Raw genomic sequence first — 26,338 nt, 5'->3', positions numbered from 1 at the left:
GCACCATGCCCGAGGAGATCATCCGGTCCCTCACCGTGGACGGACTGCGTTACGGCTATCGCCTCCTGCCCCGTGATCCGGCAGCGGGCGGAGCCCATGTCACCGAACCGGTCCTCGTGATCGGCGGGGCGCTGCAGGGCATGTTCGGCTGGCCGCAGATGGACGACCATCTGGGCCCGGTGGCCGACGTGGTGACGGCCGACCTGCCGGGCATGGGCTCCGCCGACCCCCTGCCGCCCGGCCCCAGCGCCCCGGTCCTGCGCGCCGCGGTCACCGGGATCATCGACGATCTTGGCGCCTCCCGGATCAACCTCTTCGGCTTCTCCTACGGCGCCGCCATCGCCTTCGGCTGCGCGCGGCACGATCCGGGGCGCATCGCCCGGCTGGTCCTCGGCGGCGTCCCCACCCACATCGGTGAGGACCGGCGGATCCACTGGCGGCGGGCGACGCAGGCCCTGGCCGAAGGGGACGCGGAGGGCTTCGCGACGCTGGCCGCCGACGGGCTGATGTGCCTGGACCCGGAGCGCCCCGTGCACCGCAGGGAGCTGGCCCGGCGCTATGTGCGGCGCTCCTTCCTGCACGCGCTCGCCCACCCGGAGCACGCCGCCGACTCGTTGCGACGGGCGCTGGGGGACCGGCCGGACTTCTCCGGCGGACTGTCGGGCGTGCCGGCCCTGGTCTTCGCCGGGGAGCACGACACGGTGACCTCGCCCGAGCTCCAGCGGGAGTTCGCCGGGACCATCGAGGGGAGCCGCTTCCTCACCCTCCCGGAATCCGACCACTGGGTCGTGCTGGAGCGGTCCGACGAGGTCGCCGCCCTGGTGACCCGGTTCTTCACGGACCAGCCGCTCGAACCGGCGACGGCCCGGCTCCCGCACCAGGCACGGGCCGGCGAGGCCGTACCGCCGGAATCCGCACCCGTACCTCCTCCGGAGGCCGGTTCGTACGCATCGCGGTGAGCCCCCGTGGTGGCGGCCCGCACGGGGCCGCCACCGGGGTGGGTCAGTGCCGGTGACCCTGGCCCTTCACGTCGATCCGCACGATCTGCGGGTCGTGGTCGCTCGCCTGGTCGGCGAACTCCGCGTTGATGTGCACCACGTCGTAGTCGAAGCGGCGGATCGCCGGGCTGGTCAGGATGTGGTCTAGCGTCTGCGAGTTGCCGTCGTAGACGTAGCTGTACTGCTCGCCCGCAGGCAGCGTCGTGATGAGCGGCTTGAGTACCTCGCCACCGGTCAGCGCCTTCATCGTGGGGGAGAAGGCGAAGTCGTTCAGGTCGCCGAGCGTGACGACCCTCGCCGACGTGTCCGCCTTCAGCAGTGAGGTGACGAAGGTGTTGACCTCCGCCGCCTGCCGCACGCGCTGCGTCTCCGAGCTGCGCACCGGCTCCTGGTAACGGCCGTGCAGGGACTGGTCGCCGCCCTTCGACGCGAAGTGGTTGGCGATGACGAAGACCGGCTCGCCACGGAAGCGGAACTCGCCCACCAGCGGCTTGCGGCTGCTGTCCCAGGCCGTGCTCGTCGGGTTGATCCGGCCGGGCGAGACCGAGAGCGTGGCGCCCTTCTTCGTCTTCACCGCCTTCACGGCGGTGGTCGCGTCGCCGCCCGGGCGGTCCACGAAATCGACCCGGTCGGGGTTGAAGAGGAAGACGTTACGGATGTTGCCACCGGGCTCGCCGCCGTCCCGGCCGTCGGCGGGCGCCACATAGCGCCACGCGTAGCGCGGGCCGCCCGCCGCGACGATCGCGTCCGTGAAGCGCTTCAGCGTCGCCTCGGAGCCCACGGTGCCGTCGTTCACCGCACCGTTGTCGTCCTGGATCTCCTCCAGCGACACGATGTCCGGGGACGAGAGGCTGACCGCCACGCCCTGGGCGAGCGTGTCGAACTTGGCCTGCTCGTCGGCCGCGTCGAGGTTCTCCACGTTGTACGTGGCGACGGCGAGCTCCTTGCGCTTCTGCTTGCGCGTCACCTCGCGCTCCAGGCCGTTGTCCTTCAGCGAGCCCAGCTCGGTGGCCTGCACGTTGTAGCCGCCGTACGACGCGTAGTCGACGACACCCGTGGTGGAACCGGACAGCACGTCGCCCACGTCCGCGACCGGGACGGGCCGCCCGGCGTCCAGCGACATCACCTTGAGGCGGCCGGTGTTCTGGTCCTCGTACGAGGCGTACAGCGTGCCGCCGCGCCGGGTGGGGTTCTCCTGCGGCTTCACCGTCACCCAGACCTCGTCGTACGCGGTCGTCGCGCCGGTCACCCGGGTGTCCGCCATCGTGACGCGGGCGCCCTCGAGCGACTCGTACAGGTCCAGGGCGTAGGCCGCCGGGTCGAGGGCGAGGGCCTCGATCGAACCGCCGCCGGCCGTCGGCACATAGGCGTCCGGCACCGAGGAGGCGTCGAGGACGACCGCCTCCGGCAGGGGGTTGCCCGAGGACAGGACCGTGGTCAGCGGGGCGGTGATCTGGGTGAGCGACTGGGCGCCGGTGGCCGGGTAGTACTCCGCGACCTTGCCGCTGACCAGCACCGAGTCGCCGACGGCGACGGCGGGGGCCGAGGATCCGGTGTAGACGAACAGGCCCTCGCTCGTACGGGAGTCGTCGTCCGGTGCCGTGTCCTGGATCCAGAAGCCGCGGGAGCCCGTGGTCCGTACGCCGGTGACGACGCCCGGGACGCCGGAGACCGGCTGCCCGGCGAGCGGGGAGAGACGGGTCGTGCCCTGGATGTCGTGCACCCGCACCGTGCCGGGCTCGGTCGGTCCGCCGGGCTCGCCCGGTCCGGAGCCGCCGGAGGTCTCGCCGGCCGCGTTGACCGGCGTCGGGGCGCCGGCGGTCAGGTCGGCCGCGTTGTCGTCGGTGTCCGCGAGGGACGTGCCGCGCGCCACGGAGGCGGTCGCGGAGGCACCCGCCGCCGGGCCGCCGCCCTCGCGCACGACCGCGGAGCCGTAGCCGACGAGGTCGACGATCCGGGTGTCGGCGGCGCAGTCCGCCGCGGTCCTGCAGGTCAGCGGGGTGGTGCCGGAGACGAGCGCGACGGTGCCGCTGGCCGCGGACATCGGAGTCGTGCCGGTCGCGTCGGGGGCGGGCAGGGCCACCGTGCCACCGGTGCCCGCGGCCTGCGCGACGAGGTAGCGGCCGCCGGGTGCGACGGCGCCGGACAGTGCGGAGACCTGCCACAGCGATCCGGCGGAGGGCGTCCCCGGGAGGTACTGGACGCTGAAGCCGGACAGCGCGAAGGAGGTCCCGCCGGCGTTGGCCAGCTCGATGTAGTCACGGGTGAGCGTCGCGCCGGAGTTGCCCCCGCCGCCGTACACCTCGGAGATGACGGCCGACGGCGAGGGTGCCGCGAAGGCGGCGGGCAGCGCGGTCACCGACAGGGTCACGGCGACGGCGGCGGCCAGCAGGGCGGAGCCGGGTCTGGCTATGTGCACGGGAACTGCCCCCAGTTGTGTAGTGAGGGCCAAAAACTATGCGCGTAGAACGGCCGTGGCAAGAGACCGGAGGTTAATTCCGGGCGTCATTACCGCCGTTTGTACCGTCCGGTGCCGCGGTGCCGGTTCAGCGCCAGGGGATGTTCCGCCACGGGCTGCCCTCGCTCTCCGTCAGCAGACGGTGCGCCGTGACATTGCTCGTGTAGTAATCGCCGTAGTCCTCACCGTCGAACCGCAGGACACGGCCCAGCGCGTACCCCGCGGAGAAGTCCTCCCAGGACCGGTAGGCCGACTTGCTCAGCGCACCGGCGTACACGACGGCCTGTTCCGCCTCGGGAGGGAAGCAGAAACGGGCGGACAGCCCCCACCGGGCCAGGTTCACGGCGCGACCGTAGTCGTAGGCGACCGTCGTGCTGACCCGGCCGTCCGGCGGCAGCAGCCCGTCGGCGCGGAACCTGGCCTCGTATCTGAGGATGCGCCGTACCAGCGCCTCGATGTCGCTGACCGTGTCGTGGCCGACCCCGATGTCCTGGGCGTGCCCGGCGGCCGTCTCCCGCCACAGCTCCGCGGAGGGCTGCTCACCGAGCCCGGCCGCGAGCTGTTCACGCACCCGCAGTACGAAGTCGGGTTCGGGCGGACTGTTGTGCGCGTCCAGCAGGATGTCCAACTGCTTGCGCCAGCCCGTCGGTTCGGTGATGCCCCAGGAGTCGCGGAGCAGTTCCCGCTCGCACGTGTACTCGTGGTAGACGGTGCCGACCTCGTTCCAGGGCACGCCGTTGCCGACCGCCAGATGTGCCCCGCAGGCCAGCCCGTAGGCCAGTGGGCCGTGGAGCGCCCCGTGGCGCAGCGCGATCAGCCGGTCGGTCCGGGAGCGCTCGTTCTCCGCGTGGTAGCGCAGCCACATCGCGCGGTGCGGGGGTGTGGCCGGGAAGAGTATCCCCGCCGGTGTACCCGGATTGACGGCCAGCAACTGCTTCGGGTCCCGCCAGCCGAACTCGGCGATCCACTTGAGGGAGACGGCGTGGAACACCCACTCCGGGTGCCACGGCGGCAGCATCCCCCGGGTGAGCACCGGCCGGCAGCTCCGTCCGGCCTCGTCCCGGTGCGAGCGCCACGTGACCATGTCGGGAGCCGCGTCGACTTCGGCCCTCGGCGCGGCGATGAACAGCTCCTCGCCCGCCAGCACGCGGAGCTGGCCCTCCGCGTCACCGCGTGCTCCCGCCTCGTGGAGGAGGTGCTCCGTCACGGACGGCGGGGCCCAGGGGGCGCCCTGGCCGGGGTAGGGGGGCAGTTGATTCATGACCAGGCGATGTTCCGGTAGGGGCTGTCGGGGTCCTGGGTCAGGACGCGGTGCTGGGCGAGTGACTGCTCGTACTTCACCCCGGACGGATCGTCCTCGTCGAAGTGCATCACGCGGGTCAGCGAGTAGCCGAGGGAGAACTGCGCCCAGGAGCCGTAGGCCTGCCTGGCCAGTGCACCGATCCGCAGCACGGCCTGCTCGGCCTCGTGCGGATCGCAGAGGCGGGCGCCCAGTGCGAGCCGTACGACGTTGACCGCCCGCCCGTAGTCGAAGGCGGCCAGCGTGTCGACCCGTTCGCCGGGGCCGAGAGCGCCGTCCGCCCGGAACCGGTCCTCGTACGTGACGGCCAGCCGCAGTGCCTCATGGGCCTCGGCCGACTCCGACGGGGTGGACCGGCGGCGTGCCAGCGCGTCGGTGAGCGCGGCGGACCACTCCGGGACGGTGGGGGTGCGCCCCAGCCGCCCGGCGAGGGCGCGACGCATCCCGAGCACCGACTCGTACGTACGGCCGACGAGCTGGGTGGCCAGCAGTGCTTCGAGTGTCCCGTGGTAGCCGGCGCGGTCCAGCACCCTCCAGGGACTGCGGAGCCGGGCGCGATCCGTCCCGTACCCCTCGTAGGCGGCGCCCAGGTCGTTCCAGACCAGACCGTTGTGCACGGCGAGATGGGCGCCGAGGGCCAGACCGTGCGCGACCGGCCCGTGCAGCGGACCGGCCCGATGGGTCAGCAGCCGGCCGGCCTGGGGCCCGCCGGACCGCGCGTGGGCCTTCAGCCACGCCCGGCGACGTCCCGGCCCGGCCTCCAGAGTGACGGCGTACGGCGTGCCCGGATTGACCACCAGCCACCGCACGCCGTTCGGCCAGCGGCGCGCGAGATCGTCGAGAGCGGTCGCCTCGAACACCCAGTCGGGGTGCCAGGGAGGCAGCATGCCGGACGTCAGCACCGCGACACACGTACGGCCCGGCGCCGAGGGGTCGGGCTGCGTGGGGAGCGGGGGAGTGAAGCCGGGCGTGTCCGCGTGCAGCCTGGCGACGCGTACGAACAGCCTGCTCCGGGACAGCGCGGCCGGCAGCGCGCCCCGGTCGCCGGCCGCCGCGGTCTCGTGGAGCAGTCGTTCCGTCTCCGTCGGCGGCGCCCAGCCCGCCGCGGGCGCTGTGGTTCCTGGCGCCGGCGTCCCCGTCGTCCCTGTCCCCGTCATCACGGTCGGATTCTACGGAACGCGTCCGACGGCCGGCCCGGCGACCTGTGATGATCCGTAAGGCCGCGCACGGAGGACGGCAGTCGGCCGGGCGATGCGGGAGTCCACCATGCGGTCAGGTGTTTGACCGCCTCACGGCGTTCCGGATACGTTGCGTGACATGCAGCGATCCGCACACCTGACGACGCGAGGTCATGTCGACCTGAAGCGCGTGTGCTCCGCGGCGTGTCACCGGGGCTGAACACCCCGTAGTCCACGCGCCCCTGGAGGATTCGACTCCTCCCCGGCCACGCGCGGGACGCCCCGTCACGGCTCAGCGGGACGCCGGTCGGCACGATGCCGCCGGGTTCCGTCAGGAGGCCCCCGTTCCGGGGCGCCCACCTCCATGCCCGTTGCCATCGAGGACCTGGAAGACCTGTGACACGTCTGCCTGCGCCCACCCGCCGAACCCGGCCCCCGCGCCGCTCCGAGATCCCCCCGTCCGGACACGCCGGCCGTGCCTCCGGCGCGGGGTCCGTGCTGGGCGCGATCCTCGACCACGGCCCGGTGGCCCGCTCCACCGTCGCCCGGCTCACCGGCCTCTCACCCGCCTCGGTGACGGGCCACGTGGCGCAGCTCCTCTCCCGCGGTCTGGTCCGGGAGAGCGCCGGGACGACCGGACCGCGCGGACTGGGACGCCCTCATGTGCCCCTGGAGATCGACACCTCCCGCTTCCTGGTGGCCGGGACCCATGTCGCGGTCGCCCACTCGACGGTCTCCCTGATGGACCTGCGTGGCCGGGTCGTCGCCGAGGACCGCAGACCGCACCTCGACAACGGCCCGCGCCGTATCCTCGACGACCTGGCCGCCCGGCTGCCGCCGCTGACGGCGGCTCACGCCGGCGGCCGGCAGGTGCTCGCGCTGGGCTTCGCCACCGGGCACCGGGTGGACCCCGCCGCCGGAGTCGTCGTGGAGCATCCGCACCTCGGCTGGCGCGCCGTTCCCGTACGCGAGATCCTGTCCGCCGCCACCGGCCTCCCGGTCCATGTGGACAGCCACTCACGGGCGTTGGCGCGTGCGGAGCAGATGTTCGGCGAGGTCTCGACCCGGCGCAGCACGGTGCTGCTCTTCATCGGCGCGGTCGTCGACGGTGCCTTCGCCACCGCCGGTGAACTGCACCGGGGGCCGCGCTCCGGCGCCGGCAGCGTGGCCCATCTCCCCCTGGGACCGGGCGGATCGGGCGACACGGAGTCCTGTAGCTGCGGGCGTACGGGGTGCCTGCAGTCAGAGGTCTCCGAACGGGCCATGATCCTCCGCGCCGCCGCACGGAGCCTCCACGTCAGCACCTTCCAGGAGCTGCTGGACCATGCCATGGCCGGGGAGCCGCGCGCCGTGGCGCTGTTCCGCCGCCGTGCCCGGCTGGTGGGCAGGGCCGCCGCGCTGCTCCTGGACATGTTCGACCCGGAGTGCCTGGTGGTGGTCGAGCCCGGAGCGAACCGGCTGCCCGAGTGCCTCGCCGACCTCCGCGAGGAGGTGGGCATGCGCTCCACGGTCTGCGACGACCCCGAACGGGCCGTGGTGCCCAGCAGCTTCACCGGATCGGTGCTCGCCACGGCGGGCGGCGCGGTGGCTCTTGGAGCACTCCACACCGACCCGCTGGGTCCGTGGCCCGCGCTGCCCGCGGTGTCCTGAACTCCGCCGATACCCGCTTTAATTCAGAACGTTGCATTGTTGACCCGGCCCCACCCCGACGGGAAAATGGATTCATGACCAGCCGACAGCGGAATTCGGAGAACGCGCCGACAGCGGCACGCTCCTGCCGCGCGGCCGCGCCGTCGAGCGAATACGCCCGGCGCTGCTGTTGTCGCCCCTGACCGGGAATCCGACAAACCCCAGCTGAATTTCCGGGCGGTCCGCATCCGTGTGTGATTCCCCTTGATGTCCTCACGCCCGTACGCCTTCGCGTGCTCCCGCAGGCCTCGTGCGATTGCGCATGCCCGAATTCCACCCTCCGACCGGGGAGAGACATTGACCGTCACCGTGTCCTCGTACGCCGTCGTCCGCCCCTCCGAACCCGCCACGCCCCCAGCCGCCCCCGGTATCGCGCCGGAGCGCTTCAAACAGGCCTTCCGCAGGTATCCGGCGGGCGTCGTCGTCGTCACCGCCGACGCCGGAGGCGGGCCGGTGGGATTCACCGCCACCTCGCTCAGCTCGCTGTCCCTGGACCCGCCGCTGGTCTCCTTCGGGATCGGCACCTCCACCTCGTCCTGGCCGCACATCGAGCGGGCCTCGACGGCGGTGGTGAACTTCCTCGGAGCCGAGCAGCAGCAGCTGGCCACCACATTCGCCACCAGCGGCATCGACCGGTTCGCAGCCCCGACCCGCTGGCGCCGGCTGCCCGGCGGGGAACCCGTGCTCGACGGGGTGACCGGCTGGCTGCGGCTCACCTTCCAGAGCATCGTCCCGGCCGGCGACCACCGCATCGTCGTCGCCAGGGTCGAGGAGTCCTGGCTGGACGAGGGGCGCAGCCCGCTGCTCTTCCACGACGGCTCCTACCACTCCATCCGCCCCGCGCCCGACCAGTGATCAGGAATTCACGATGACACGCCACGACAACAGGCGGGCCCTGGCCCGGAGGTCATTCCTCGCCCTCGCGGGAGGCACCGTACTGAGCCTCGCCGCCTGCTCGCCGCAGGTGAAATCCGTCGCCGACGCGGAACCCGCCGGCGCCCTTCCGTCCGGAAATCCGGCGTCCGGGACGAAACTGAAGATCGCCGCCCGTACGACACAGCTCCAGCTGGAGCCGGCGGGGCTGGCCGAGGAACTGCCCTTCACCGTCGCCGAGTGGCCGAACCTCTCCGCCGGACCCGATGTCATTCAGGGGTTCCGCGCCCAATCGATCGACCTGGCCACCAACGCGGGAATTCCGCCGATCCAGGCGCACGCCATCGGCGTCCAGGCGAAAATCGTCGCCGTCCAGGTCCGCCGGCACCCGCTCTACACCTTTGCGACGGCCCCCGGCTCGTCCATCACCAGGGCCGAGGACTTCCGGGCGAAGAAGATCGGGTTCTCCCAGGGCCAGGCACAGGGCGTCGTCGTCCTGCGAGCGCTCGACGAGGCGGGCCTGAAGAACTCCGACGTCGAACTGGTCGACCTGCCCAGCACCCAGTTCCTCACCGCCCTGCAGTCCGCGCAGGTCGACGTGGCCCCGCTGAGTGAGCCGACCCTGACGAAGTATCTCGACCAGTACGGCAAGGACGGCGCCCGTGGGGTGAAGACGAACGTCGTCGACCTGCTGACCGTGCTCTGGGCGCCGAACGAGGTCCTCAACGACCCGGAGAAGGCGAAGGCCGTGCGCAGCTTCGTACCGCTGTGGGCGCGCGGTCAGGTATGGGCCTGGGAGAACCAGGACGAGTGGATCGACACGTACTACGTGAAGGACCAGGGTGTGTCGAAGGAGGACGGCCGGCGCATCGTCGACTCCTATCAGAAGCCGCAGTTCCCGGTCAGCTGGGACGAGGCCGTCGACTGGGAGCAGAAGACCGCCGATCTGCTGGCCGAGGGGGGCTTCGTGCCGGAGCAGAAGGCCTCCGAGCTGTTCGACCGCCGATTCGAAAGGCTGGCGGCCGACGCCGTGGCCGCCGAGTACCGGGAGGGGTCATGACGGACCTGCTGGCGAAAGCACGGACGACCGGTACGGAGACGGCGGAGCCGCAGCCGGCCGGACCATTGGGCGGCGAGGGGACGGCACATGTCTCCCGGGGCACCCGCCGGCGTCTCGGCCCCGGCCGGGCGCTGCCCTTCGGACGGCTGATCGGCCCGGCGCTGCTCGTGCTCGCGTGGTGGGCGGCCTCGGCGTCCGGCTACCTCGACCCGCGGATCCTGTCGTCGCCCGGCACGGTGTTCGCCACCGCGGTCGACCTGGTCACCACGGGCCGTCTCCAGGACAACGTCCTCATCTCGCTCCAGCGCGCCGGTCTCGGCCTGTTCTTCGGAGTGTCCGCCGGTGTGATCCTGGCCGTGGCGGCGGGGCTGAGCCGCAGCGGTGAATACCTGCTGGACGGCCCGCTCCAGATCAAGCGGGCCATCCCGTCCCTGGCCATGCTCCCGCTGCTGATCCTCTGGCTCGGCATCGGCGAGCAGATGAAGGTCACCGTGATCGCTCTCGGCGTCGCGGTGAACATGTACATCAACACGTACGCCTCGCTGACCGGCATCGACAGCAGGTACGTCGAACTCGCCGAGGGGCTCGACCTGAGCCGTGCGACGTTCATCCGCAAGGTCGTCGTGCCCGGCTCGCTGCCCGGTCTCTTCGTCGGACTGCGGCTCGGTGTCACCTCGTCCTGGCTCGGCCTCATCGTGGTCGAGCAGATCAACGCCACCAGTGGCATCGGCTACATGATGTTCCAGGCCCAGCAGTACGCCCAGTCCGACGTGATCATCGTGGGTCTTGTGGCCTACGGGATCTTCGGCTTCGCCTCGGACGCGGCGGTACGCGCAGTCGAAAGGAAGGTCCTGTCATGGCGACGCACACTGGCGGGCTGACAAAGACCCGGCCCGCGGTCCGCACCTCCGGTCTGGTGCGGCGGTTCGGCGACCGGGAGGTCCTCAAGAAGCTCGATCTGACCGTGGCCCAAGGGGAGTTCACCGCGCTCCTCGGACGCAGCGGCTCCGGCAAGTCCACCCTGCTGCGGGCCGTCGCCCGCCTGGACCACACCGTCGACGGGTCCGGCGAACTCTCCGTACCCGACAGGGTCTCGCTCTCCTTCCAGGACTCCCGGCTGCTGCCCTGGCTGCGGGTGCTCGACAACGTCGTCCTCGGACTGCGCGGCCCCGGAACCCGCGAGCGAGGTCTGACGGCGCTCGCCGAGGTGGGCCTGGAGGGCCGTGACGGTTCCTGGCCCCACGAGCTGTCCGGCGGCGAACAGCAGCGCGCCGCCCTGGCCCGTGCCCTCGTACGCGAACCCGAGCTCCTCCTCGCGGACGAGCCGTTCGGCGCCCTCGACGCGCTGACCCGGATCAAGATGCACGACCTGCTGCGCGAGCTGTACGAACGCCACCGCCCCGCGGTGCTGCTGGTCACCCACGACGTCGACGAGGCCGTGGAGCTGGCCGACCGTGTCCTCGTCCTGGAGGACGGCCTCATCTCCGTCGATCTCAGGATCGACCTGCCCTCCCCGCGCTCCCGCCGCGAACCGCGCTTCCAGGAGTACCGCGACACCCTGCTCGCCGCCCTCGGCGTGGCACAGCCCCAGATCACGCACTGATCTTCCGAGGAGAAGACGCCCATGCCACGCAAGCAGCTCCATCTGAACGCCTTCCTGATGTCCACCGGCCACCACGAGGCGTCCTGGCGGCTCCCCGAGAGCCACGCCGAGGCCGACTCCGACCTGGAGCACTACAAGACCCTGGCCCGCATCGCCGAACGCGGGCTCCTGGACTCCCTGTTCCTCGCCGACGGACCCGTCCTCATGGGCGACCCCGGCCGGCGGCCCGCCGCCAAGCTTGAACCCACCGTGCTGCTCACCGCGCTCGCCGGGGTCACCGAGCGCATCGGCCTGATCGCCACCGCCTCCACCAGCTACAACGAGCCGTACAACCTGGCCCGCCGGTTCGCCTCCCTCGACCACGTCTCCGGCGGCCGGGCCGGCTGGAACATCGTCACCACCGCCGGTGCCGACGCGGCCCGCAACTTCGGCCTCGACGACACACCCCTCCACCACGACCGCTACCGGCGCGCCGCCGAGTTCGTCGAGGTGTCCACGAAGCTCTGGGACAGCTGGGCGGACGACGCGGTCGTGGCCGACAAGGAGGCCGGTGTCCACGCGCTGGCCGACCGGGTCCGCACCATCGCCCACACCGGTGAGTTCTTCCGGGTCGACGGGCCTCTCAACGTCCAACGGCCGCCCCAGGGATACCCCTTGCTTGTGCAGGCGGGGTCCAGCGAGGACGGCAAGGACTTCGCGGCCCGTTACGCCGAGGCGGTGTTCACCGCGCAGCGGACCCTGGAGGAGGGCATCACCTTCTACAAGGACGTCAAGCAGCGCGCCGAGGCGCTGGGCCGCAACCCGGACGGCATCAAGATCCTGCCCGGCATCGTCCCGGTCATCGGCGACACCGAGGCCGAGGCGCGGGAACTGGACGCCGAACTCGACCGGCTCATCGTCCCCGAGTACGCCAAGCGCCAGCTCGCCGGAACGCTGAAGCTCGACCCGGCCGAGCTGCACCTCGACCGGGAGCTTCCGGAGAACCTTCCCGACGAGGACGAGATCGAGGGCGCCAAGAGCCGCTACACACTGGTCGTGGAGCTCGCCAGGCGCGAGAAGTTGACAGTGCGACAGCTCATCGGGCGGCTCGGCGGCGGGCGCGGACACCGCACCTTCGCCGGAACGGCCGAGCAGGTCGCCGACACCATCGAGCACTGGTACGACAGCGGGGCGGCCGACGGCTTCAACATCATGCCCGCGGTGCTCCCCTCCGGGCTGGAGGTCTTCGTGGAGCGGGTCGTCCCGGTCCTCCAGGAGCGGGGCCTCTTCCGCACCGAGTACACCGGAGCCACCCTGCGCGAGCACTACGGCCTGCCGAGGCCGGCCAACCGGCTGTTCGACACCGTCGACACCCATGAGGGCCACACCGGCATCGGCCTCGCCGGACTCGTCGGGGCGAACGCGGGATGACGGAGATGACGGAGTACCGCACCCCACCAACCTCTCGGCGCGCGACGCCGGTTACCCCCCGCCGTCACTCACCGACTCCGCGCTGCGTCGCCGCACGGCCCGGGGGGTGACGGCCTAGCGGTTCTCCGCCCGACGGGCCGGATACACGGCCAGGGAGAACGAGTGCCCGGCCGGATCGTTGTAGACGCGGACATCGCGGGGACCGCTGTTGCTGTCCCCCGTGTCCACGGGCCGGGCGCCGAGGCCTATCGCCTCGCGCTCGGCCTCGTCCATGTCCCCCGGGTCCACCAGGATGCGCAGATGCGCCTGCTGGGAGTCCTCCGGGCGCGGCCAGCTCGGCGGCGCGTAGCCGTGGTCACGGCGGACGGCCAGGTGCACACCGGTGTTGCCGACGATCTCGACGAAGTCGGGATCGCTCCCGATCCGCGTCTCCCCGCCGAGGAGGTTCGCATAGAAGTCCGCGAGCTCGACCGGCTCGCCGCAGTCCAGGACCAGAACGCTCGTTTTCCCGACAGTCATGCCCCACGGCTACCCCCGATGGGGCAGGGCAAGCCGCACCGGCGCCCTCCGGGGCTGACGGGGGCTCACCACACCGTCGCACGGCGCGCCCGGGACGATGACCGGGCGGACGCGAACTAGGGTGCGGGACATGGCAGAGAGCACGGAGCACCGGCCCACGGGCATGCCTGGCCCCGGCCCCTCCGACCCCCGTCGCTGGCGTGCCCTCGCCGTCTGTCTGGTGGCGGGCTTCATGACGCTGCTCGACGTATCCATCGTCAACGTGGCGCTGCCGTCGATCAAGGAGGGCCTCGACACCCCGGAGTCCGACCTCCAATGGGTGCTGTCCGGCTACGCGCTCGCCTTCGGCCTCGTCCTCGTCCCGGGCGGACGCCTCGGCGACGCACGGGGGCGGCGCGCGGTCTTCATGGCGGGACTGACCCTCTTCACCCTGGCCTCCGCAGCCTGCGGGGCCGCCCAGTCCAGTCTCTGGCTGGTCATCGCCCGGCTCCTCCAGGGCGCGGCGGGCGGGCTGCTCTCGCCCCAGATCTCCGCGCTGATCCAGCAGATGTTCTCCGGCCGCGAGCGGGGCCGCGCCTTCGGCATGTTCGGCACCGTGGTCGGCATCTCCACCGCCGTCGGACCGCTCCTGGGCGGCCTCCTGATCCAGGGGGCCGGAGCACAGGAGGGCTGGCGCTGGGTGTTCTACGTCAACCTGCCGATCGGTGTCGTCTGCCTCCTGCTGGCCCGGCGGCTGCTCCCCGACACCCCGTCGGCGGGCCGCGTACGCCCGCGCGACCTGGACCCCGTCGGAGTCCTGCTGCTCGGGGCGGGGGTGCTCGCCCTGCTGCTGCCGTTCGTCCAGGCCCAGCAGTGGCCGGGCAACGCCAAGTGGCTGCTCGTGGCGGTGGCCGCCGCTCTCCTCGCGGCGTTCGTCGCCTGGGAGTCCCGCTGCGCACGACGGAACGTCCAGCCGGTGCTGAATCTGTCACTCTTCCGGCTCCGGTCCTTCTGGCTGGGCTGCCTGATGATCCTGCTCTACTTCGCGGGCTTCACCTCGATCTTCTTCATCAGCACGCTGTACCTGCAGTCCGGGCTGCACTACAGCGCACTGGAGGCCGGTCTCGCGATCACCCCGTTCGCCCTGGGCGCGGGCGCGTCGGCGAGCATCGGCGGCCGGCTGGTCGGCCGCTTCGGGCGGCCCCTCATCGTCGTGGGCCTCACCATGGTGGCCGTCGGACTCGGGCTCACCGCACTGGCCGCGCACCTGGTGCCCGGGAGGGGTGCCGGGCTCGCGATGGCGGCCCCGCTGCTCCTGGCCGGCCTGGGCAGCGGACTCGTCATCGCGCCCAACCAGACCCTCACCCTCTCCGAGGTGCCGGTGGAGAACGGGGGCAGCGCAGGCGGCACCCTCCAGACCAGCCAGCGTGTCGGCTCGTCCATCGGGATCGCCGCGGTGGGCTCGCTCTTCTTCGCCCAGCTGGGCGACGGCGACTGGGCAGCGGCCTACGACCACGGGCTCCTCGTATCGGTCGCGTTCGTCCTCGCGGGGCTGATCGTGGCTCTGGCCGATGTCGCGGCGGGCAGACGGGGAAGGAGACGTCCCGAGACGTCCGACACGACCGACGCCGACAGGAGAACACCATGAGCGGCACCGAAGACAGGGAGCAGGGCGGGAACACCTCGTACGGGCACAAGCCGTTCAAGCGCTCCCGCAGCCACTTCGCCGACCGCATCACCGCCGACGGCCGGGACGGCTGGCCCGTCGAGGCCGGGCGCTACCGCCTGGTCGTCAGCCGGGCCTGCCCCTGGGCGAGCCGGGCCCTGGTCTCACGGCGGCTGCTCGGTCTGGAGAGCGCCCTCTCCCTGGCCGTGGCCGACCCCATCCAGGACGACCGCAGCTGGCGCTTCACCCTCGACGAGGGCGGCAAGGACCCGGTGCTCGGCATCGGCTACCTGAGCGAGGCCTACGACGCACGGGAGCGCGGCTACCCCGGCGGGGTGAGCGTGCCCGCGATCGTCGACGTACCGACCCGGGCCCTGGTCACCAACGACTACCAGCAGATCACCCTGGACCTGGCCACCGAATGGACCGGCCTGCACCGCCCCGGCGCCCCCGACCTCTACCCGGAGCGGCTCCGCGGCGAGATCGACGAGGTGATGGACGGCATCTACCGGGACGTCAACAACGGTGTCTACCGAGCCGGGTTCGCCGCCGAGCAGGGGGAGTACGAGGCGGCGTACGTCGATGTGTTCCGCCGCCTGGACCTGGTCTCCGAACGCCTCGCAGGGCAGCGCTACCTGGTCGGCGACACCCTCACCGAGGCCGACATCCGGCTGTTCACCACCCTGGTGCGCTTCGACGCCGTCTACCACGGCCACTTCAAGTGCAACCGCTCGAAGCTCGCCGAGGATCCCGTCCTGTGGGCGTACGTCCGTGACCTCTACCAGACCCCGGGCTTCGGGGACACCGTCGACTTCGACCACATCAAGCGGCACTACCACCAGGTGCACACCGGCATCAATCCGACCGGGATCGTGCCGCTCGGCCCCGATCTGTCGGGCTGGACGGCCCCGCACCACCGGGAGCAGCTGGGCGGCCGGCCGTTCGGCGACGGCACCCCGCCCGGACCGGTGCCGCCGGGCGAGGAGGTCCCGGCGCGAGGGCGGCCCTGACCGCCCCGGTCAGCTCACGCGCGGTGCCGGCGCCGGTTTCGCGGTCGCCAGCGGCGAGCGGGCGAGGACGACACAGCCGAAGGCGATCAACGCCACCCCGATCAGCTGGGGCAGCAGCCACCACCCGGTCCGCAGCTCCTCCCCGAACAGGGTCACCCCGTAGCAGATGCTGATCAGCGCGTCCCCGAGCGTCAGCATCGGCTGCACCGCCACCAGTGAGCCGGCCTGGAGCGCGTTCTGGAGGAGGAACAGCGCGCCCACGCCGGCCACCGCGGTGGCGTACAGCTGCCACGCGGTCAGCAGGCCGGCCACACCGTCGGCGTCCAGCCGCGACATGGCATCCTTCATCAGCGCGGCGGTGAGCGCGTACCCGCACGCCGCGGCCAGCCCCAGCAGCGCGGCCCGGGCGTTGCCGGAGGTACCGAGCGCCGCCGCGACGATCGCCGCCTCGAAGATACCGGTGGCCACCAGGGCCGGGATCCAGGCCGCCCCCTGCACGTATTCGCTGCCGCCGACCGGGGCGGCGGCCGCCATGCCGAGGGCCAGGCCCACGGTCACGGCGGCCACCCCCAGCCAGACCTGGCGCTCCACCCCGACCCGCATGACGAAGCCGGCGACCACCAGCGCCGCGGGCAGCTCGATCACGAAGATCGGCTGGACCACGGCGATGGGGCCCGTGGCCAGAGCCACCGCCTGGCAGACGGCGGCGACGATCACGAGACCGATCCCGGCCAGCCACACCTTCTGCCGCAGCAGATGCCCGATCAGGGACAGGCGCATCGCCTCGCTGTCGGGCACCTCGAGGGCGGCGCGGCGCTGCAGTACCGACGCGGTGCCGTTGCTGAGCGCGGTCAGAATGGCGAACAGGACGCTGATCACCGCCCCATCATGAGGGCCGATGCCCTCCCGGCAGCGGTGCCCCGCACCCGCGCGAGTGTCGCCCGTTCCGGGCCTGTGCCACAGGCACGCGTAGTCTGCGGACCATGGCCGCCAGATACGCTCCCGTGCTCTCCACCCGCGCGCTCAACAGGGCAACGATGGAACGCCAGTTGCTGCTCCGCCGCACCGCCGTGCCGGTGAAGGACGCGGTCAGCCGCCTGGTCGGCCTGCAGGCGCAGAACACCAGGCCGCCGTACTTCCAGCTCTGCTCCCGGCTGGAGGGCTTCGCCCCGGCCGCGCTCTCGGAGCTGATGGAGTCCCGCGAGGTCGTCAGGATCGTCAGCCTGCGCTCCACCATCCACACCCACACCGCCGAGGACGCCCTCACGCTGCGCCCCCTGGTCCAGCCGGCGCGGGACCGGGAGCTGAACATGTTCCGCAGCGGGCTCACGGGCGTGGATCTGGACCGGCTCTCCTCGCTCGCCAGGGAGCTCGTCGAGGAACGGCCCCGCACCATGAAGGAGTTGCGGGAGGAACTCCTCCTCCACTGGCCGGACGCCGACCCCCGGGCACTCGCGGTCGCCGCCCGCTGCCGGCTGCCGCTGGTCCAGGTGACCCCGCGCGGGCTGTGGGGGCGCAGCGGGCAGGTCGCCCTGACGACCGCCGAGCACTGGCTCGGCACCCCGTCGCAGCCGGCGGCCTCGCCCGACGGGACCGTGCTGCGCTACCTCGGGGCCTTCGGCCCGGCCTCGGTGAAGGACATGCAGATGTGGGCCGGACTCACCCGGATGCGCGAGGTCTTCGAACGGCTGCGGCCCCGGCTCGTCACCTTCCGCGACGAGAACGGCGTCGAACTCTTCGACCTGCCCGACGCCCCGCGCCCCGACCCCGACACCCCGGCACCGCCCCGCTTCCTCCCCGAGTTCGACAACGTCCTGCTCGGCCACGCCGACCGGACCCGGGTGATCCCGTTCGCGTACAAGGGCCGCAACGGGGTGGGCAACCAGTCCTACGGGACCGTCCTGGCCGACGGCTTCCTCGCCGCGCTCTGGCGCCTCGACGAGAGCCGGGACACCGCGACCGTCACGGTGCAGGCCCTGGGCACGCCGGACCAGGCCACCCGCGAGGAGATCACCCAGGAGGCCGTGGAGATGCTGACGGTGATGTCCCCGGCGACCGCCCACGACGTCCGGTTCGGCACGTTCGTCGACTTCGGGGACTGAGCCTCCCGGTCCGCACGGCCCGGCTCACGGCAGCAGCCCCGCGCGCCGGGCCGCCACCACCGCCTCCAGCCGGGTGTGCGCACCCAGTTTCCGCATCGCGGACCGCAGATAACTCTTCACGGTCTCCGGCCGCAGACCCAGCCGCTCGGCCGCCACGGCGTTCGTCGCACCCGACGCGACGCAGGCGATCACATCGACCTCGCGCGGCGCCATCCGCACCCGCCCGGACGCCGGGAGCCGGTCCGCCCCCGCGGCCGACGCGAGCCGCCCGCACACCGTGAGCAGTTCGCCGCGCAGCGCCGGGTCCACGATCTTCGGGGCGAGGGCGCGCAGCTCACGATGAGCCTCGCGGACGTCCTCCCAGGTGCCGGGGCCCACGCCCGGATCGGCGATCTGTTCCCGGGTGGCCGCCAGCAGCCGCTGCACCTCGTCCCGTACGGCCAGGGCCTGCTCCACGTCGCGGGCCGCCGACGCCGCCGCGTCGAACGTACGGTCCCCGAGCGTGAGCGGCTCGCGCAGCGCCCCGTACAGCACACCGCGCACCGTCCGGCGTACGACGACGGGCACCGCGACGACGGAGCGCAGGCCCTCCGCCGCGACGGCCGCGTCGTACTCGTGGCTGATGTGGCGCGACGACGGGTAGTCCGTGACCGCGCACGGCCGTGACAGGGCGATCGCCTTTCCGCCGAGCCCGCTGCCCGCCGAGATGACGAGCCCGCGCAGCGCGGGGGTCTGCGCCCCGCTCAGCTCGGCGATCCGGGCGTGGCGGGCGTCGGACAGCAGCCCGCCGAAGACCACGGGCAGCCCGCTCGTCCTGCGCAGCCTGAGCATGGCCGCCCGCAGCTCGGTCGCCTCGCCCGGTTCCGGTACGCCCATGACTCTCCGTCCCGTCGGAGCCCTGTCGGACCTACCCCCGTCCGGGGGTGGTGAGATCTGGGTCACTGTTTACATGATGTTACGGCCGAAGGACGGGTTCGCGACGAGGAGAGCACATGCCGGCAAAGAATGCGACGGAGACGTTCCGGGCGGCCCGGGACTTCCTGATCGAGCACCGTGAGGACTACACCACGGCGTACGAGGGCTTCCGCTGGCCCCGCCCCGACCACTTCAACTGGGCGCTCGACTGGTTCGACGTCATCGCCGAGAACAACGACCGCACCGCCCTGCACATCGTCGAGGAGGACGGCGGCCGCACCGAGGTCTCCTTCGCCCGGATGGCCGCCCGCTCCAACCGGGCGGCCAACTGGTTGCGGGACCAGGGCGTGGCCGAGGGCGACCGGATCCTCGTCATGCTCGGGAACCAGACCGAACTGTGGGAGACGGCACTGGCCGCGATGAAGCTGCGCGCCGTCGTCATCCCCGCCACCCCCCTGCTGGGGCCGGCCGACCTGCGTGACCGGGTCGAACGCGGCAGGGTCCGCCATGTGCTCGTACGGTCGGCGGACACCGCCAAGTTCGAGGAGGTACCCGGCGACTACACCCGGATCTCGGTCGGCGCCGACGTCCAGGGCTGGATCTCCTACGGCGGGGCCGACGAGGCGCCGGAGACCTTCACCGCGGACCGCGGGACGGACGCCGACGAGCCCCTGATGCTTTACTTCACCTCGGGCACCACGGCCAGTCCCAAGCTCGTGGAGCACACCCATGTCTCATACCCCGTGGGCCACTTGTCGACGATGTACTGGATCGGGCTCAAGCCCGGCGACGTCCATCTGAACATCTCCTCGCCCGGCTGGGCGAAGCACGCCTGGTCGAACCTCTTCGCGCCGTGGAGCGCCGAGGCCACCGTCTTCATCTTCAACTACACCCGGTTCGACGCCGCCCGGCTGATGGCGGAGATGGACCGCTCGGCCGTCACCAGCTTCTGCGCCCCGCCGACGGTCTGGCGGATGCTCATCCAGGCCGACCTCGCGCAGCTGAGGAAACCGCCGCGTGAGGTCGTCGCCGCCGGCGAGCCGCTCAACCCGGAGGTCATCGAGAGCGTCAGGCGCGCCTGGGGCGTCACCATCCGGGACGGCTTCGGGCAGACGGAGACCGCGGTGCAGGTGGCCAACACCCCGGGGCAGCGGCTCAAGACCGGCTCCATGGGACGTCCCAGTCCCGGATTCAAGGTGGAGCTGCTGGACCCGGTCACCGGTGAACCGGGCGCGGCGGAGGGCGAGATCTCCCTCGACCTGTCCACGGGCCCCGTAGGCCTGATGACGGGCTACCACGGAGACCCGGAGCGCACGGCCGAGGCCATGGCGGGCGGCTACTACCGCACGGGTGACATCGGCGCACGGGACGAGGACGGCTACATCACCTATGTGGGCCGGTCCGACGACGTGTTCAAGGCATCCGACTACAAGATCTCGCCGTTCGAGCTGGAGAGCGCCCTGCTGGAGCACGAGGCGGTGGCCGAGGCGGCGGTCGTCCCCGCCCCCGACCCGGTGCGGCTCTCCGTCCCGAAGGCGTACGTCGTGCTCGCCGCGGGCTGGGAGCCCGGCGCCGCCACCGCCAAGGTGCTGTTCGAGCACTCCCGGGCGGTTCTCGCCCCGTACAAGCGCATCCGCCGGCTGGAGTTCGCCGAGCTGCCCAAGACCGTCTCCGGGAAGATCCGCAGGATCGAGCTGCGTGAGCGCACCGCGCAGGGCGCCGGCACCGAGTTCGACGAGGGGGACCTGCGATGAGCGGCCTTTCCTACGCGCACGGCACCAGCGGCACGGAGCTGCTCGGCGACACCATCGGACGCAACCTGGACCGGGCGGTCGAGGCGCACGGGGACCGGGAGGCCCTCGTCGACGTGGTGTCCGGACGCCGGTGGACGTACGCCGAGTTCGGGGCCGCCGTCGAGGAGCTGGCCCGTGGCCTGATGGGTTCCGGGGTGGCCAAGGGCGACCGGGTCGGGATCTGGGCGGTCAACTGCCCCGAATGGGTCCTCGTCCAGTACGCCACGGCCCGCATCGGCGCGGTCATGGTCAACATCAACCCGTCCTACCGCGCGCACGAGCTGGAGTACGTGCTGAAGCAGGCCGGGATCTCCGTACTGGTCGCCTCGCTCGCCCACCGCACCAGCGACTACCGCGCGCTCGTCGGCCAGGTCCGCGCGAACTGCCCCGCACTGCGGTCCGTCCACCACATCGGCGACCCGTCCTGGGACGAGCTGACCGCCGCGTCGGGATCGGTGACCGCCGGGCAACTGGCGGACCGCGAGGCGGAACTGTCGTGCGACGACCCGATCAACATCCAGTACACCTCCGGCACCACCGGATTCCCCAAGGGCGCCACGCTCTCCCACCACAACATCCTCAACAACGGTTACTTCGTGGGGGAGATGGTCGCCTACACCGAACAGGACCGGGTCTGTCTGCCCGTGCCGTTCTACCACTGCTTCGGCATGGTCATGGGGAACCTCGGCATCACCTCGCACGGCGCCTGCATCGTGATCCCCGCGCCGTCCTTCGAGCCCGCCGCCGTGCTGGCCGCCGTCCAGCAGGAGCGCTGCACCTCGCTCTACGGCGTACCCACCATGTTCATCGCGGAGCTCGGCCTGCCCGACTTCGCCTCGTACGACCTCTCCTCGCTGCGGACCGGGATCATGGCCGGATCGCCCTGCCCGGTCGAGGTGATGAAACGGGTCGTCGCCCAGATGCACATGGAGGAGGTCTCCATCTGCTACGGGATGACGGAGACCTCACCGGTCTCCACCCAGACCCGGCGGGAGGACGACCTGGAACGCCGCACCGGCACGGTCGGCCGGGTGATGCCGCACATCGAGGTGAAGGTCGTCGACCCGGTGACGGGCGTGACCCTCCCGCGCGGAGAGGCCGGTGAGCTGTGCACCCGGGGGTACAGCGTGATGCTCGGCTACTGGGACCAGCCGGAACGGACCGCCGAAGTCATCGACGCGGGGCGCTGGATGCACACGGGGGACCTCGCGACGATGCGGGAGGACGGCTACGTCCAGATCGTCGGCCGGATCAAGGACATGATCATCCGCGGGGGAGAGAACGTCTATCCGCGCGAGATCGAGGAGTTCCTCTACGGTCATCCGAAGATCGCCGACGTCCAGGTGGTCGGAGTGCCCGACGAGAGGTACGGCGAGGAGATCCTGGCCTGTGTCATTCCGCGCGACCCGGCCGACCCGCCGACGCTCGACGAGGTGACGGCGTACTGCCGGGATCAGCTGGCGCACTACAAGATCCCGCGTGGGCTGCGCATTCTGGACGCGTTCCCCATGACCGTCAGCGGTAAGGTCCGGAAGGTCGAACTGCGGGAGGGATACGGCGCGTAGCCCGCGCCGGGGGCCGCGGGGTCAGGCGGCCTCTATGACGCCGGAGCCTATGCCCTGGGTCGCCGCCGCCCATTCGATGAGCAGGATCTCGTACTCCGCGGCTTCCACCGGTGTCCAGTCCTGGCCGGCCCGCGAGTCGACGAGGGCGCGGATGGCGTCGTTGGCCTCGACGACGGACGGGTGGACGGGCTGGGTCAGAAAAACGGGGGCGGGGTGGGTGGGAAGCCGAGGAGTTAAGACCATGCCTTCACTCTACGTCCTCATTCTGACAACAGCTCGAACATATGCGGCTGGCAGGGCACAGGTGACCGAAATCATTCGGCGGGGGCCGGGCCGACGCTGATCAGTTCGTCGGCGGGGCCGTTCACCGGCTGCGGTGTGCCGGTGAGATCCAGGACGAACAGCGGGATGGAGAGGCCGTCGGCACGTGAACGCGCCTCGTCCGTGTAACCGGCCAGGGAGAACAGCACGCCGGACACCGAGGTGTTCAGGGCGTTCAGCCAGAGGCACTCGACGTCACGCAGGGCGGTCGGGCGCGTGGTCGCGTCGACCTGGGCGATGAGGCCGGCCGCCCTGAGGTCGATCCGGGAGCTGGGCCGCACCTCGGGCTGGACGACGTCGTGGAAGCCCAGCCATCTCAGATAGAGCGCCGCGGTGTTCACCGCGTCGCGGGCCGTCCGTATCACCAGGGGCCTGAACGACGGACGCGGATGTGCGGCCGTGCGCGGCAGCGGTATGTGGGCCGGGCCGGGTGAACCCCCCGCCGTGGACGGCGGGGTGGTGCCGCGCGTGGCCACCGGGCGCACGGGGATCCGCAGTACAGCGCCGCAGGGGCAGCAGAGTTCGGGGTGCGGCCACTGGTTGCGGCGTCCGCAGGAGTGGCATCGCACGCTCACCCAGTCGTCGTTCCAGGTGCGGTGCGTGATGAGCACGGGCGGCGCGCCGCGCATCAGTGGCGGGGCGGTCGGGGAGCCGCAGGGGCAGGGGTATACCGGCGTGATGTATGCGTGATCCCGGCGGCAGGCCGGGCAGCGCACCGGTACGGATTCCACGTGCTGCCCCCTTCTTCCGCCCCTGTGGCGGCGACTGCGTTCCGTACCTCCATCGTCCACCAGGAGCGACGCTCCGGGGGGCGATTCGCACACTTCGGGCCGATGGCCTCCGCCGCTTTCCCCGTCCTCCCTTGACGGCCGTCCCGGACCGTCCTAAATTGTTTTCACATAGCAGAAAGAAATTTCCGTAATGTGGAATTAGTGCTCTCAGGTGGCGCGACAGAGCCCGACTCCACCAGGTCCGAGCAGGAGCACTCATGCCTCGTATGACCGCTGCCCGAGCGGCAGTTGAGATCCTCAAGCGCGAAGGCGTCAGCAACGCGTTCGGTGTGCCGGGTGCGGCGATCAACCCGTTCTACGCGGCTCTCAAGGCCTCCGGCGGGGTGCAGCACACCCTCGCCCGCCACGTCGAGGGCGCCTCCCACATGGCGGAGGGCTACACCCGTGCCAGGGCCGGGAACATCGGCGTCTGCATCGGTACGTCGGGGCCCGCCGGCACCGACATGATCACCGGTCTCTACTCGGCCATCGCCGACTCCGTCCCGATCCTCTGCATCACCGGCCAGGCGCCCACCGCCGTCCTCCACAAGGAGGACTTCCAGGCCGTCGACATCGCGTCGATCGCCGCGCCGGTGACCAAGGCCGCGACCACCGTCCTGGAGGCCGCGCAGGTCCCGGGCGTCTTCCAGCAGGCCTTCCACCTGATGCGCACGGGCCGGCCGGGTCCTGTCCTCATCGACCTGCCGATCGATGTGCAGCTCACCGAGATCGAGTTCGACCCCGAGCTGTACGAGCCGCTGCCCGTCCACAAGCCCGCCGCGAGCCGCAAGCAGATCGAGCGGGCCGTCGAGATGCTCAACGCGTCGGAGCGGCCGCTGCTCGTCGCGGGCGGCGGCATCATCAACGCCGACGCTTCGGAACTCCTGGTGGAGTTCGCCGAACTGACCGGCGTCCCCGTCGTCCCGACCCTGATGGGCTGGGGCATCCTCCCCGACGATCACGAGCTGAACGCGGGCATGGTCGGCCTGCAGACCTCGCACCGCTACGGCAACGCGAACTTCCTGGAGTCCGACTTCGTCCTCGGCATCGGCAACCGCTGGGCCAACCGCCACACCGGCAAGCTGGACGTCTACACCGAGGGCCGCACCTTCGTCCACGTCGACATCGAGCCCACCCAGCTCGGCAGGATCTTCGCCCCGGACCTCGGGATCGCCTCCGACGCGAAGGCGGCGCTGGAGCTCTTCGTCGAGGTGGCGCGCGAGCGGAAGGACGCGGGCAAGCTGAAGAACCGCTCGCAGTGGGCCGCGTCCACGCAGGAGCGCCGTGCGACCCTGCAGCGCCGCACGCACTTCGACGACGTGCCGCTGAAGCCGCAGCGGGTGTACGAGGAGATGAACCGGGCGTTCGGCCCCGAGACCCGGTACGTGACGACGATCGGCCTCTCCCAGATCGCGGGCGCGCAGATGCTGCACGTCTACCGGCCGCGCCACTGGATCAACTGCGGCCAGGCCGGGCCGCTGGGCTGGACGATCCCCGCCGCGCTGGGCGTCGCCACGGCCGACCCGGACGGCTCCGTGGTCGCCCTCTCCGGCGACTACGACTTCCAGTTCATGCTGGAGGAGCTCGCCGTCGGCGCGCAGCACCGCATCCCGTACGTCCATGTGCTGGTGAACAACTCCTACCTGGGGCTCATCCGGCAGGCGCAGCGCAACTTCGACATCGACTTCCAGGTCAACCTGGAGTTCGAGAACCTCAACTCACCGGAGCTGGGCGTCTACGGCGTGGACCACGTCAAGGTCGTCGAGGGCCTGGGCTGCAAGGCGATCCGCGTCACCGAGCCCGACCAGCTGCTGCCGGCCTTCGAGGAGGCCAAGAAGCTCGCGGCCGAGCACCGGGTCCCGGTCGTCGTCGAGGCGATCCTGGAGCGGGTCACGAACATCTCGATGAGCGGGACCGACATCGCGTCGGTCAACGAGTTCGAGGACGTGGCCTCCGAGCCGGGCCACGCGCCGACGGCGGTCGTCCCGCTGACGGTGTCCTGACCCGCGCCGACGCCGGCCTCCACGACCCGTGCGGTCGTGGAGGCCGGCGTCATGTCCGGGCGCGGTGCCGTTGCGGCGGCGCCCGGTCCAGCCATCGCGTGTTCTCGCCGCAGGCGCGCACGACGGCCCGTGTCGTACGGTCATCGTCGTGACGGGGTGGCGGTGACCATCCGCTCCCGTGCTGAAGTGCGCCAGATCGGTGCGGGGGTCCCGGGGCGCCTTCTCGCGGAAGCAGTCCGTGGGACGCCGGCCGGTCACGCGGTGTGGGCCGCCTGTGTCCGGGTGCGCCTCATGTGGTGTCGACGAGCTCATGGGGGCGGCCCCGCACCGCTCGCCACGGCCGGATCGCACCCTACCCGCACCGACGACGTGCCCCGGATCCTTGGCCCATGGGGGACACCGAGAGCACCTCACCCGGCCCGGCCCGATCCGACGGCGACTTCTTCCAGGTACTCCTCGAAGGCGCCACTGCGCCACGGCCGCCGGCACCGCCCGAGTGCCCGTTCTGTGAACTCCTCCAGGACCGGTACGCCACCTCGTACACCGGGCACTGGGTCCTGCTGGAACCCCGCATCCTCGTACCGGCCCACACCGTCCCCCCGCGGCGCCGGTGGATAATCACCTCGACCGGGACCGCCATGAACCTATGGGACGCCGAGCCGCTCCCCGGCGCCAAGTGCCGCATCCCGCACCGCATCGTCTGTCCCTGGCTCGAACCCGAGGACCACTGGCCGTGGGTCACAGCTCTTCGGCAGTACAACAGCTGGCGCTCACAGCGCCTGTTCGACCTGCCGGACACGGGATGAGCCGAGGACAACGACCGGTATGAGGACGAGGCAGGGGGCGCCGGGCGACGTTGGATGAAGTCCGCGACCTGGGGAGAGCGAGGGCTCGGCGACAGCATCGTGACGGCACGTCATGGAAAGACCGGGGTGGGGGGGGGGGCCCCCCCCCCCCCCCCCCCCCCCCCCCCGACCCCCCCCCCCCCCCCCCCCCCCCCCCCCCCCCCCCCCCCCCCCCCCCCCCGGCCCGCCGCGCCCCGGGCCCCCCCCCCCCCCCCCCCCCCCACACCCCCCCCCCCCCCCATATACAAGACAACAAAACCACCAAACAAACAACACCCCCA

General features: G+C 71.6%; 22 protein-coding genes. 14 read left to right on the top strand and 8 right to left on the bottom strand.

Annotated features, from left to right (window positions below; all coding sequences use genetic code 11):
* Positions 1 to 5: 5 nt before the first annotated feature.
* On the top strand, positions 6 to 959 hold the full coding sequence (locus tag ACIBCU_RS18290) for an alpha/beta fold hydrolase (protein ID WP_399232385.1): 954 nt from the start codon (positions 6 to 8) through the stop codon (positions 957 to 959).
* Positions 960 to 1,002: 43 nt separating this feature from the next.
* On the opposite strand, the gene ACIBCU_RS18285 is transcribed toward ACIBCU_RS18290, so the two are convergent.
* From ACIBCU_RS18285 to ACIBCU_RS18275, 3 genes are all read right to left on the bottom strand, one after another.
* The gene (locus ACIBCU_RS18285; RefSeq protein ID WP_399232383.1) at positions 1,003 to 3,417 is read right to left on the bottom strand and encodes an endonuclease/exonuclease/phosphatase family protein; all 2,415 of its coding nucleotides are present in this window, start codon (positions 3,415 to 3,417) and stop codon (positions 1,003 to 1,005) included.
* A 127-nt stretch (positions 3,418 to 3,544) separates the two neighbouring features.
* Positions 3,545 to 4,717, bottom strand: coding sequence for a DUF1266 domain-containing protein (locus ACIBCU_RS18280; RefSeq protein ID WP_399232381.1), 1,173 nt, complete (start codon positions 4,715 to 4,717; stop codon positions 3,545 to 3,547).
* Entirely contained in the window at positions 4,714 to 5,916 is a 1,203-nt protein-coding gene (locus tag ACIBCU_RS18275) for a DUF1266 domain-containing protein (RefSeq protein WP_399232380.1), read from the bottom strand. Before ACIBCU_RS18275 ends, ACIBCU_RS18280 begins: the two co-directional genes overlap by 4 nt.
* 414 nt (positions 5,917 to 6,330) lie before the next feature.
* Here ACIBCU_RS18275 and ACIBCU_RS18270 point away from each other — a divergent pair, with 414 nt between their 5' ends.
* From ACIBCU_RS18270 to ACIBCU_RS18245, 6 genes are all read left to right on the top strand, one after another.
* Positions 6,331 to 7,584: an ROK family transcriptional regulator gene (locus tag ACIBCU_RS18270; protein ID WP_399232378.1), complete on the top strand. Its 1,254-nt coding sequence runs from the start codon at positions 6,331 to 6,333 to the stop codon at positions 7,582 to 7,584.
* 336 nt (positions 7,585 to 7,920) lie between these two features.
* Positions 7,921 to 8,478, top strand: coding sequence for a flavin reductase family protein (locus tag ACIBCU_RS18265; RefSeq protein WP_399232376.1), 558 nt, complete (start codon positions 7,921 to 7,923; stop codon positions 8,476 to 8,478).
* A 13-nt stretch (positions 8,479 to 8,491) separates the two neighbouring features.
* Complete coding sequence (locus tag ACIBCU_RS18260; RefSeq protein ID WP_399232374.1) at positions 8,492 to 9,556, top strand: ABC transporter substrate-binding protein; 1,065 nt, start codon at positions 8,492 to 8,494, stop codon at positions 9,554 to 9,556.
* Positions 9,553 to 10,437, top strand: coding sequence for an ABC transporter permease (locus tag ACIBCU_RS18255; RefSeq protein WP_399232372.1), 885 nt, complete (start codon positions 9,553 to 9,555; stop codon positions 10,435 to 10,437). The genes ACIBCU_RS18260 and ACIBCU_RS18255 overlap by 4 nt, the downstream gene beginning before the upstream one ends.
* Complete coding sequence (locus ACIBCU_RS18250) at positions 10,413 to 11,159, top strand: ABC transporter ATP-binding protein (protein WP_399232370.1); 747 nt, start codon at positions 10,413 to 10,415, stop codon at positions 11,157 to 11,159. The genes ACIBCU_RS18255 and ACIBCU_RS18250 overlap by 25 nt, the downstream gene beginning before the upstream one ends.
* 21 nt (positions 11,160 to 11,180) lie before the next feature.
* Positions 11,181 to 12,569 (top strand): LLM class flavin-dependent oxidoreductase, encoded by a 1,389-nt coding sequence (locus tag ACIBCU_RS18245; RefSeq protein WP_399232368.1) that lies wholly within the window; start codon positions 11,181 to 11,183, stop codon positions 12,567 to 12,569.
* 114 nt (positions 12,570 to 12,683) lie between these two features.
* Here ACIBCU_RS18245 and ACIBCU_RS18240 read toward each other — a convergent pair whose 3' ends face one another.
* Positions 12,684 to 13,088: a VOC family protein gene (locus ACIBCU_RS18240; RefSeq protein WP_362940765.1), complete on the bottom strand. Its 405-nt coding sequence runs from the start codon at positions 13,086 to 13,088 to the stop codon at positions 12,684 to 12,686.
* Positions 13,089 to 13,218: 130 nt separating this feature from the next.
* On the opposite strand from ACIBCU_RS18240, the gene ACIBCU_RS18235 reads away from it, so the two are divergent.
* Together ACIBCU_RS18235 and ACIBCU_RS18230 are read left to right on the top strand one after the other, a co-directional pair.
* Positions 13,219 to 14,715, top strand: coding sequence for an MFS transporter (locus ACIBCU_RS18235; RefSeq protein ID WP_399232366.1), 1,497 nt, complete (start codon positions 13,219 to 13,221; stop codon positions 14,713 to 14,715).
* Positions 14,712 to 15,743, top strand: a complete 1,032-nt coding sequence (locus tag ACIBCU_RS18230) for a glutathione S-transferase family protein (protein ID WP_399232364.1) — start codon at positions 14,712 to 14,714, stop codon at positions 15,741 to 15,743. Before ACIBCU_RS18235 ends, ACIBCU_RS18230 begins: the two co-directional genes overlap by 4 nt.
* Before the next feature lie 9 nt (positions 15,744 to 15,752).
* On the opposite strand, the gene ACIBCU_RS18225 is transcribed toward ACIBCU_RS18230, so the two are convergent.
* On the bottom strand, positions 15,753 to 16,622 hold the full coding sequence (locus tag ACIBCU_RS18225; RefSeq protein WP_362940772.1) for a DMT family transporter: 870 nt from the start codon (positions 16,620 to 16,622) through the stop codon (positions 15,753 to 15,755).
* A gap of 104 nt (positions 16,623 to 16,726) precedes the next feature.
* Between ACIBCU_RS18225 and ACIBCU_RS18220 the strand changes: the two genes are divergently transcribed.
* Entirely contained in the window at positions 16,727 to 17,845 is a 1,119-nt protein-coding gene (locus tag ACIBCU_RS18220; RefSeq protein WP_362940775.1) for a winged helix DNA-binding domain-containing protein, read from the top strand.
* A gap of 24 nt (positions 17,846 to 17,869) precedes the next feature.
* Here ACIBCU_RS18220 and ACIBCU_RS18215 read toward each other — a convergent pair whose 3' ends face one another.
* Entirely contained in the window at positions 17,870 to 18,721 is an 852-nt protein-coding gene (locus tag ACIBCU_RS18215) for a response regulator transcription factor (protein ID WP_399232361.1), read from the bottom strand.
* Between the two features lie 116 nt (positions 18,722 to 18,837).
* Between ACIBCU_RS18215 and ACIBCU_RS18210 the strand changes: the two genes are divergently transcribed.
* Both ACIBCU_RS18210 and ACIBCU_RS18205 read left to right on the top strand, forming a co-directional pair.
* Positions 18,838 to 20,514, top strand: coding sequence for an AMP-binding protein (locus ACIBCU_RS18210; protein ID WP_399232359.1), 1,677 nt, complete (start codon positions 18,838 to 18,840; stop codon positions 20,512 to 20,514).
* Positions 20,511 to 22,118 carry an AMP-binding protein gene (locus ACIBCU_RS18205; protein ID WP_362940784.1) on the top strand — a complete coding sequence of 536 codons (1,608 nt, stop codon included), beginning with the start codon at positions 20,511 to 20,513 and terminating at the stop codon, positions 22,116 to 22,118. The genes ACIBCU_RS18210 and ACIBCU_RS18205 overlap by 4 nt, the downstream gene beginning before the upstream one ends.
* Positions 22,119 to 22,139: 21 nt before the next feature.
* Here ACIBCU_RS18205 and ACIBCU_RS18200 read toward each other — a convergent pair whose 3' ends face one another.
* Together ACIBCU_RS18200 and ACIBCU_RS18195 are read right to left on the bottom strand one after the other, a co-directional pair.
* Complete coding sequence (locus tag ACIBCU_RS18200) at positions 22,140 to 22,361, bottom strand: hypothetical protein (protein WP_362940787.1); 222 nt, start codon at positions 22,359 to 22,361, stop codon at positions 22,140 to 22,142.
* 71 nt (positions 22,362 to 22,432) lie between these two features.
* Positions 22,433 to 23,170, bottom strand: coding sequence for a hypothetical protein (locus tag ACIBCU_RS18195; RefSeq protein WP_399232357.1), 738 nt, complete (start codon positions 23,168 to 23,170; stop codon positions 22,433 to 22,435).
* A gap of 257 nt (positions 23,171 to 23,427) precedes the next feature.
* Between ACIBCU_RS18195 and gcl the strand changes: the two genes are divergently transcribed.
* Both gcl and ACIBCU_RS18185 read left to right on the top strand, forming a co-directional pair.
* On the top strand, positions 23,428 to 25,212 hold the full coding sequence (gcl, locus tag ACIBCU_RS18190) for a glyoxylate carboligase (RefSeq protein ID WP_399232355.1): 1,785 nt from the start codon (positions 23,428 to 23,430) through the stop codon (positions 25,210 to 25,212).
* A 389-nt stretch (positions 25,213 to 25,601) separates the two neighbouring features.
* Entirely contained in the window at positions 25,602 to 26,018 is a 417-nt protein-coding gene (locus ACIBCU_RS18185) for a DUF6083 domain-containing protein (protein WP_399232353.1), read from the top strand.
* Positions 26,019 to 26,338: the final 320 nt, after the last annotated feature.

This window comes from Streptomyces sp. NPDC051064 (assembly GCF_044455985.1).
Classification (GTDB): domain Bacteria; phylum Actinomycetota; class Actinomycetes; order Streptomycetales; family Streptomycetaceae; genus Streptomyces.
This window is presented reverse-complemented; position numbering and strand designations above follow the sequence as displayed.

Coding starts and splice junctions, on each gene's coding strand:
- ACIBCU_RS18240 (WP_362940765.1), bottom strand. CDS start 13,088: ATGACTGTCGGGAAAACGAGCGTTCTGGTCCTGGACTGCGGCGAGCCG.
- ACIBCU_RS18280 (WP_399232381.1), bottom strand. CDS start 4,717: ATGAATCAACTGCCCCCCTACCCCGGCCAGGGCGCCCCCTGGGCCCCG.
- ACIBCU_RS18245 (WP_399232368.1), top strand. CDS start 11,181: ATGCCACGCAAGCAGCTCCATCTGAACGCCTTCCTGATGTCCACCGGC.
- ACIBCU_RS18235 (WP_399232366.1), top strand. CDS start 13,219: ATGGCAGAGAGCACGGAGCACCGGCCCACGGGCATGCCTGGCCCCGGC.
- ACIBCU_RS18185 (WP_399232353.1), top strand. CDS start 25,602: ATGGGGGACACCGAGAGCACCTCACCCGGCCCGGCCCGATCCGACGGC.
- ACIBCU_RS18255 (WP_399232372.1), top strand. CDS start 9,553: ATGACGGACCTGCTGGCGAAAGCACGGACGACCGGTACGGAGACGGCG.
- ACIBCU_RS18215 (WP_399232361.1), bottom strand. CDS start 18,721: ATGGGCGTACCGGAACCGGGCGAGGCGACCGAGCTGCGGGCGGCCATG.
- ACIBCU_RS18260 (WP_399232374.1), top strand. CDS start 8,492: ATGACACGCCACGACAACAGGCGGGCCCTGGCCCGGAGGTCATTCCTC.
- ACIBCU_RS18220 (WP_362940775.1), top strand. CDS start 16,727: ATGGCCGCCAGATACGCTCCCGTGCTCTCCACCCGCGCGCTCAACAGG.
- ACIBCU_RS18200 (WP_362940787.1), bottom strand. CDS start 22,361: ATGGTCTTAACTCCTCGGCTTCCCACCCACCCCGCCCCCGTTTTTCTG.
- ACIBCU_RS18205 (WP_362940784.1), top strand. CDS start 20,511: ATGAGCGGCCTTTCCTACGCGCACGGCACCAGCGGCACGGAGCTGCTC.
- gcl (WP_399232355.1), top strand. CDS start 23,428: ATGCCTCGTATGACCGCTGCCCGAGCGGCAGTTGAGATCCTCAAGCGC.
- ACIBCU_RS18290 (WP_399232385.1), top strand. CDS start 6: ATGCCCGAGGAGATCATCCGGTCCCTCACCGTGGACGGACTGCGTTAC.
- ACIBCU_RS18250 (WP_399232370.1), top strand. CDS start 10,413: ATGGCGACGCACACTGGCGGGCTGACAAAGACCCGGCCCGCGGTCCGC.
- ACIBCU_RS18210 (WP_399232359.1), top strand. CDS start 18,838: ATGCCGGCAAAGAATGCGACGGAGACGTTCCGGGCGGCCCGGGACTTC.
- ACIBCU_RS18230 (WP_399232364.1), top strand. CDS start 14,712: ATGAGCGGCACCGAAGACAGGGAGCAGGGCGGGAACACCTCGTACGGG.